This window comes from Streptomyces sp. NPDC002520 (genome assembly GCF_053595235.1).
In genome coordinates, this window is the sequence record NZ_JBSFXG010000019.1 from 177670 (window position 1) to 183696 (window position 6027).

The following is a 6027-nucleotide window of genomic DNA, read 5'->3' on the forward strand; positions in this document are numbered from 1 at the left end:
TAGAGATCGTCCATGGAGGGGCCGTCATGCAGGGGACCGAGAAGGTGCCGGCGCAGTCCGCCGCGTACACACCGACCGACCGCACCGTGCCGACCCGGGCCGCACAGAAGGCGTCGTACGACAAGGAACTGGTGCACGCGATACTCGACGAGGGCTACGTCTGCCACCTCGGGTTCGTCCGCGACGGCGCACCGGTGGTGCTGCCGACGCTGTACGCCCGCGTCGGCGAGCGGCTCTACGTCCACGGGTCCACCGGTTCGCGCCCGCTGCTGATGGCGGGCCAGGGCGACCCGGGCCTGAAGGTGTGCCTGACGGTCACGCACGTCGACGGGCTGGTGCTGGCCCGCTCCGCCTTCCACCACTCGGTCAACTACCGCTCCGTGGTGGTGCACGGCATCGCCCACGACGTCACCGACCCAGAGGAGCGGCGGCAGGCCCTGGACGCCCTGGTGGACCAGGTCGTACCGGGCCGGGCCGCCGACTCCCGGCCCGCCAACAAGAAGGAACTGGCCGCCACCGCGGTGATCCGCCTCGACCTCGAGGAGGTCTCGGCGAAGACCCGCACCGGAGGCGCGCTCGACGAGCCCGAGGACCTCTCCCTGCCGCACTGGGCCGGCGTCGTCCCGCTCCGCACGGCCCATGACACCCCCGTCGCCAACGCCGATCTGACGCCCGGCGTCGAACTCCCGGACTACGTGAAGGCGCTGGCGTAGGGGGCACGGTCACACGGAGACCGGCTCCCGGCGCCCTGCCCCGCGGGCCTCGCTCACCGCGAGTCCGGCGACGGCGCCGAGCATGAGCAGGGTGCCGGTCACGGTGGCCGTCGTGAGGCGCTCACCGAGCAGACCGACCGCGAGCACGGCCGCGGTCACCGGCTCCAGCAACATGATCACGGAGACGGTCGCGGACCGTACGACCGCGGCGCCCGCGAAGTACAGGGCGTAGGCGAGGGCCGTCGGCACGGACGCGATGTAGAGAAGCAGCGCCAGCAGCCGCACGGGGTGGTCGGTGTGCGGGAACAGCCCCTCGCCCAGGGCGAGCGGGAGCAGGAACAGGGCGGTGACGCCGAAGGCCCAGATCGTGGTGTCGGAGGCGTCCACGCCGCCGTCGCGGCCCCACCACCGGGTCAGCAGGGTCATCGCGCTGTAGCCGGCCGCCGCCACGAGCGCGAAGAGCACGCCGGCCGGACGGACCGTGGCGGCCGAGCCGCCGAAGGTCAGCACGACCAGCCCGGCGAGCGCCCCGGCGACCGCGAGGACGCCGCCCGCGCCCAGCCGCTCCCCCAGGGTCAGCCGTGCGCCGAGCGCGATGAGGACGGGGCCCGCGCCGAGCGTGACCACGGTGGCCACGGCCAGCCCGGTCGACTCCACGGCCGCGAAGTAGGCCGTCTGGAACACCGCGAGACCGATACCGGTGGCGACGGCCTTCGCGACCCGGCGGCGCAGCGGTTCGGCCGTGGCCGGACGGGCCGGGCGGCGCAGCAGACGGCCGGCGAGCAGCAGGACGAGGCCGACGGCGCAGCGCCAGAAGGAGAGGGTGAAGGGGCCCATGTCGCCCGCCCGGTAGACCAGGGAGGCGGCGGCGCCCGCGGTTCCCCAGGTGGCACCGGTGACGATCAGGTAGAGCAGGCCACGCCCGACGGGCAGGCCGGAGACAGCGTTCGACACGAGGATTTCTCCGCAGAAGCGCACTGAGGAAGTGCGGAAGTGGAAGGGCGACCCGCTCGGCGGGGCGCGTGGACTTCATCTGCGGGCAGCACCGTCCCGCCCTGCGCCGGACAGCGCTGGGCGTGGACTCCCGGAGGCCCGCCTCAGGCGGCCGGGGGCGGAAGAACGAGCGTCGACGGCATGGTCAGCACCCTAGGCGGCCGTGCCGCGTGCGGACAACTCGCGCTCCGCTCCACCGGCCGCGACGGGTTCCGGGGAACCCTTGGCCGGCGCCGAGGACTGTGCGATGAAGGCGCCGACGAGGACGACCGCGCCGCCCGCGACCTGGGGCGCCGAGAGGTGCTCGCCGAGCAGCACCCAGGCCAGCACGGTCGCGATGACCGCCTCCAGGCAGGCGACGACACCCGCGACCTGCGGGGACAGCCTGCGTACCGACAGCACGCCGGTGACGTACGCGACGACCGTGGCGACGAGGACGATCCAGAGGATCAGCGCGAGCGCCGGGACCGCGGTGCCGTTCATGTGCGCGGAGCCCGCCAGCACCGACCAGTCCATGCTCCAGGGACGGGAGACGACGGTGAGCACGACGGCGCCGACCAGCAGCCCGTAGGCGATCACGCCGAGCGGGTCCGGCGCCTCGTCACCCGCGTCGCTGCCCTGGTCGGACAGGACGAAGTAGCCGACCTGGCAGCAGGCGGCACAGAACGCGAGCAGGAGGCCCAGCGCGTCGAAGCTCAGCCCCTTCCACACCTCCACGACACAGGCGAGTCCGCCGGCCGCGAGGACCACGCCGAGCGCGGCGGCCCGTGTCACCGGCCGGCGCTGCACGAACCGCACCCAGCCGAGCACCAGCGCGGGCGCGAAGTACTCCAGGAGCAGCGCCACACCGACGGGTATCCGGGAGATCGCGGCGAAGTAGCAGGCCTGGACACCGGCGACGGCGAGCAGTCCGAACCCGGCGAGCAGAGCCGGGCGGCGACGCACCAGGGAACGGTGCTTCACGGCCAGGGGCAGCATGACCACGGCGGCGCCCGCCACCCGCAACCACACCACGTGGAGCGGCTCCAGTCCCGCTTCTATCAGCGGCTTCGCCGCCACTCCCGACCCGCCGAAGGCCAGCGCCGACACCAGCGCCAGGCCGAGCCCGACGCCCTTGCCGCGGCTGCCCTGACTGCTCTCAGACATATGCACGGGCACATGATGACAGGCGATGACATGAGCGTCACTTCCCTTGACACCTGTCTCAGGGGATGGACGGGAGGGCGGCGGGCCGCACCGGGGACGGGGGCGCGTCAGGCGGGCGCGCTGCGGACGGTACACAGCCTGGTCCTGGACGGCGCGGGGTCCATAGGGTGCCCGGTCCGAGCGGTGCCCGGTCCGGGCGGTGCCCGACTGCGAAGTCGCCCCGTCCACGCCGTGGACGGCCCGGCGGACAGCCGGCTCAGCCCTGCCTCAGAGGGCGCCCCGCCGTCAGCAGGGCGCCCCGTCGTCAGCGAACTCCCCCGTGCCGGACGGGGCCACGGCGCGAAGGGCGGGTGTGGAGATGCCGGCCCGTTCGAGGACCTCGACGGCGCGCGACTGCGGGTCCGCGACGAGCGCGGCGAGCAGATCGGTGCCGGTGGCCTGGTGCTCACCGCGGTGCCGGGCGCGGTGGCGGGCGTCCCCCATCGCGGCCGCCGCGACGGGCGACCAGCCCCCGGTGTCCTTGGACTCGCCGCCGTGGCGGGCGGGACGGGGGACGACGGCGACTGCTCCGGAGCCCTCGACGCCGCTCTGCCAGCGCAGGCCGTAGCCGATGCTGCGCTGCACGAGGTAGCCGAGCAGGCGGGCGAGTTGGGCCGAGGTGCCGACGGCCGCACGGACCTGGGGATCGGACTCCAGAAGCGAGTGGAGCAGATGGGCGGTGTCGATCTGGCGGTCCCCGTCCCGCACGGCACGGCGGCGGGCACCGGCGACCACCGCCGCCAGCTCGGCACTGAGCCCGGCAGCGTCGTCCGCGCGGTCGTCCGCACGCGGGCCGCCCTCGTCACGGGCGGGCTGGTGGGCTATACGGGGTTGCACATCCTCTACCCCATCAACCCCGACGGGCCTTCACATCCGCGAGGGGAACCATTTGCGCGTCCCACACAGAGTGGACATCCCCGACCGGAATCTCATCCTTGAGGAGGAGATCAGGCCGGAATCTCCCCCAGGATCGCGCGCCGCCTTGCCAAGCGCCGCGAACGCAACCGCGTGCGCGTCCGCACACGTCCCTCATCAGTGTGGCGGACGGATGCGAGTGCTGGCTGGTGGCCCTGCCGGCGATCGACGGCAAGCAGTACGTGTACCGGGTGTACGCCCCGGAGGACCCACTGCTCGCCGATCTGTTCTGGGAGGCGTGGCACCGCCACGACGAGAGCGCCTTCCCGCGCGCGTGGGACCTGTTCGACGTGGCGGTGATACGTCGCGTCGGGGTGTGACACCCACCCCATCCGCCCGGCGACCCGACCGCACAGCATTCCTGACGGTTCATCAGTATTGAATGTTCGACGCCCTGCGGCTACGTTCCGCGACACCGTAGCCCGATACGAAGGGGTGGTCTCATGGCCGAAGTCAGCGCGGAGGCACGCATCGAGGCGCCGGCCGAGAAGGTGTGGACCCAGCTCACCGACTGGCCGTCGTACGGGGAGTGGAACGCGACCCATACCAGCTTCCCCGCGGGCGGTCCCGAGAATCTGGCGGTGGGCGGGACGTTCCAGGAGAACATGAAGCTGATGGGCTTTCCGGCGGAGGTCGACTGGACCATCGAGGAGCTGGAGCCGGCCCGGGTGTTCGCGATCCGGGGCAAGGGCCCGATGGCGGTGACCGTCGCCACCCGCTACACGCTCACCCCCGACGGCGACGCCACGTCGGTCCGCATCGACGGTGAGTTCACCGGCGCAGCGGTGTCGCTGATGGCGGGCAAGCTCAAGGACTCGGCGACGGCGGCCCTGAACGAGTCACTGCGCAAACTGGGCGGCCTGGTCACCTGAGCCGGGACACGGGAAGGCGCCCCGCCGAACTCCACGGGGCGCCTTCCCGGCCGTACGGCCTCGACGCTCGCGCCGTACGACCTCGATCCTCCTCGATCCTCGTCAATCCTCGTCGGCGAGGATGAGGTACAGCTTCTTGCGGGCGTCGTTGATGACGGCCAGCGCCTTGTCGCGCTGCTCCTTGGTACCGGTCTTCCAGACCTGCCCGAAGGCCTCCATCAGACCGAAGCCGGCCTGGCGGATCTCGCCGAGGGCCTCCCAGTCGACCCCGCGCGAGGCCTCCTCCCAGGGGGCGTCCGGCCCCTCCTCGGCGGCACTGCGACCGCTCTCGGTGAGGGCGAACAGCTTCTTGCCACCCTCGGTCTCGCTGACGATCAGACCCTCGTCCTCCAGCAGCTGCAGGGTCGGGTAGACCGAGCCGGGGCTCGGCCGCCACGCACCGCCACTGCGCTCGGCGATCTCCTGGATCATCTCGTAGCCGTGCATCGGCCGGTCCTTGAGCAGGGCGAGGATCGAGGCCCGCACATCACCGCGCCGCGCCCTTCCCCTCGGTCCACCGCGCCCTCGAGGACCCCAGGGACCCGGTCCGAAGCCCGGCCCGCCGAACCCGGGCCCACCCGGCCCACCCGGCCCGAAGGGACCGAAGGCGGCCCGGCGCCCCTCGAACGCACCGAAACCACCGAAACCACCCCGGCCGCGCCCACCCGGGCCGTCCTGACCATGTCCACGTTCGAATCCGTGGTTACGCATCCCGATCACTCCATTCCATCGCTGAACTGTCACGTACTACTCGCGTGTCTTACGCGATACCTCAACGATATATCGGAACCGATCGCGTGACAATCCCCTTCTCGAAGAGGGGAAACGGCGGGAGGTAGAGAAGGGAGGAGAGAAGCGGGGGTGCGCGTCGCCGAGCCGGTGGCCGTGCAGGTCAGCCGGCCAGGTCGGCCGCCTTCAGCGGGCATCCGGTGCCGACGCGGGAGGTGAGGTCGGCGCGGAGGGCGGCCAGTTCGGCCATGCGCTGGTCGATGATCCGGATCTTCTCCGCGAACAGTGCGGACAGGACCTCGGCGCTGTCGGGGGCCTCGCGCAGGTCTGCGCCGATCCGGGCGATCTCCGCGAGCGTGAAGCCGAGGCGCTGCGCGGTGCGGACGTAGTGGAGCCAGATCACCGTCTCGGGCGCGAAGTCGCGGTAGCCATTGGGCAGCCGTCTGCCCTCGATCAGCCCGATCCGCTCTTGAAGTGCTCTCCCGGCTGAAGGACTCCGTTGGAAAATGAGCAAACGGGCGGCGTCGGCTTGCTGGGGTCGGCATGATCGTTCTGTTCGTCGGAGCGAGGGGTGGGCTGAG

General features: G+C 72.1%; 8 protein-coding genes. 3 read left to right on the top strand and 5 right to left on the bottom strand.

The features are described from left to right. Positions 1-26 precede the first annotated feature (26 nt). Positions 27-713: a pyridoxamine 5'-phosphate oxidase family protein gene (locus ACWD5D_RS25585; RefSeq protein WP_451375076.1), complete on the top strand. Its 687-nt coding sequence runs from the start codon at positions 27-29 to the stop codon at positions 711-713. Positions 714-722: 9 nt separating this feature from the next. Here the strand turns inward: ACWD5D_RS25585 and ACWD5D_RS25590 are convergent, their stop codons facing one another. The 3 genes from ACWD5D_RS25590 to ACWD5D_RS25600 all read right to left on the bottom strand — a co-directional run bounded on the left by ACWD5D_RS25590 (position 723) and on the right by ACWD5D_RS25600 (position 3728). Beyond that, a complete protein-coding gene (locus ACWD5D_RS25590) occupies positions 723-1667 on the bottom strand; it encodes a DMT family transporter (RefSeq protein ID WP_451375077.1) in 945 nt (314 codons plus the stop codon). 192 nt (positions 1668-1859) lie between these two features. Further along, positions 1860-2864: an EamA family transporter gene (locus ACWD5D_RS25595; RefSeq protein ID WP_451375078.1), complete on the bottom strand. Its 1005-nt coding sequence runs from the start codon at positions 2862-2864 to the stop codon at positions 1860-1862. Positions 2865-3137: 273 nt separating this feature from the next. Then, entirely contained in the window at positions 3138-3728 is a 591-nt protein-coding gene (locus ACWD5D_RS25600) for a Clp protease N-terminal domain-containing protein (RefSeq protein ID WP_451375079.1), read from the bottom strand. 200 nt (positions 3729-3928) lie between these two features. Between ACWD5D_RS25600 and ACWD5D_RS25605 the strand changes: the two genes are divergently transcribed. Together ACWD5D_RS25605 and ACWD5D_RS25610 are read left to right on the top strand one after the other, a co-directional pair. Next, the gene (locus ACWD5D_RS25605) at positions 3929-4126 is read left to right on the top strand and encodes a hypothetical protein (RefSeq protein ID WP_451375085.1); all 198 of its coding nucleotides are present in this window, start codon (positions 3929-3931) and stop codon (positions 4124-4126) included. Positions 4127-4249: 123 nt separating this feature from the next. Beyond that, a complete protein-coding gene (locus tag ACWD5D_RS25610) occupies positions 4250-4678 on the top strand; it encodes a type II toxin-antitoxin system Rv0910 family toxin (RefSeq protein WP_451375080.1) in 429 nt (142 codons plus the stop codon). A 102-nt stretch (positions 4679-4780) separates the two neighbouring features. Here the strand turns inward: ACWD5D_RS25610 and ACWD5D_RS25615 are convergent, their stop codons facing one another. Beyond that, a complete protein-coding gene (locus ACWD5D_RS25615; protein WP_451375081.1) occupies positions 4781-5428 on the bottom strand; it encodes a PadR family transcriptional regulator in 648 nt (215 codons plus the stop codon). 181 nt (positions 5429-5609) lie between these two features. Beyond that, positions 5610-5960: a MerR family DNA-binding protein gene (locus ACWD5D_RS25620; RefSeq protein ID WP_451375082.1), complete on the bottom strand. Its 351-nt coding sequence runs from the start codon at positions 5958-5960 to the stop codon at positions 5610-5612. Positions 5961-6027 lie beyond the last annotated feature (67 nt).

Excerpts from the sequence above, each read along its gene's own strand:
- ACWD5D_RS25585 (WP_451375076.1), top strand. The coding sequence starts at position 27 with ATGCAGGGGACCGAGAAGGTGCCGGCGCAGTCCGCCGCGTACACACCG.
- ACWD5D_RS25610 (WP_451375080.1), top strand. The coding sequence starts at position 4,250 with ATGGCCGAAGTCAGCGCGGAGGCACGCATCGAGGCGCCGGCCGAGAAG.
- ACWD5D_RS25615 (WP_451375081.1), bottom strand. The coding sequence starts at position 5,428 with ATGCGTAACCACGGATTCGAACGTGGACATGGTCAGGACGGCCCGGGT.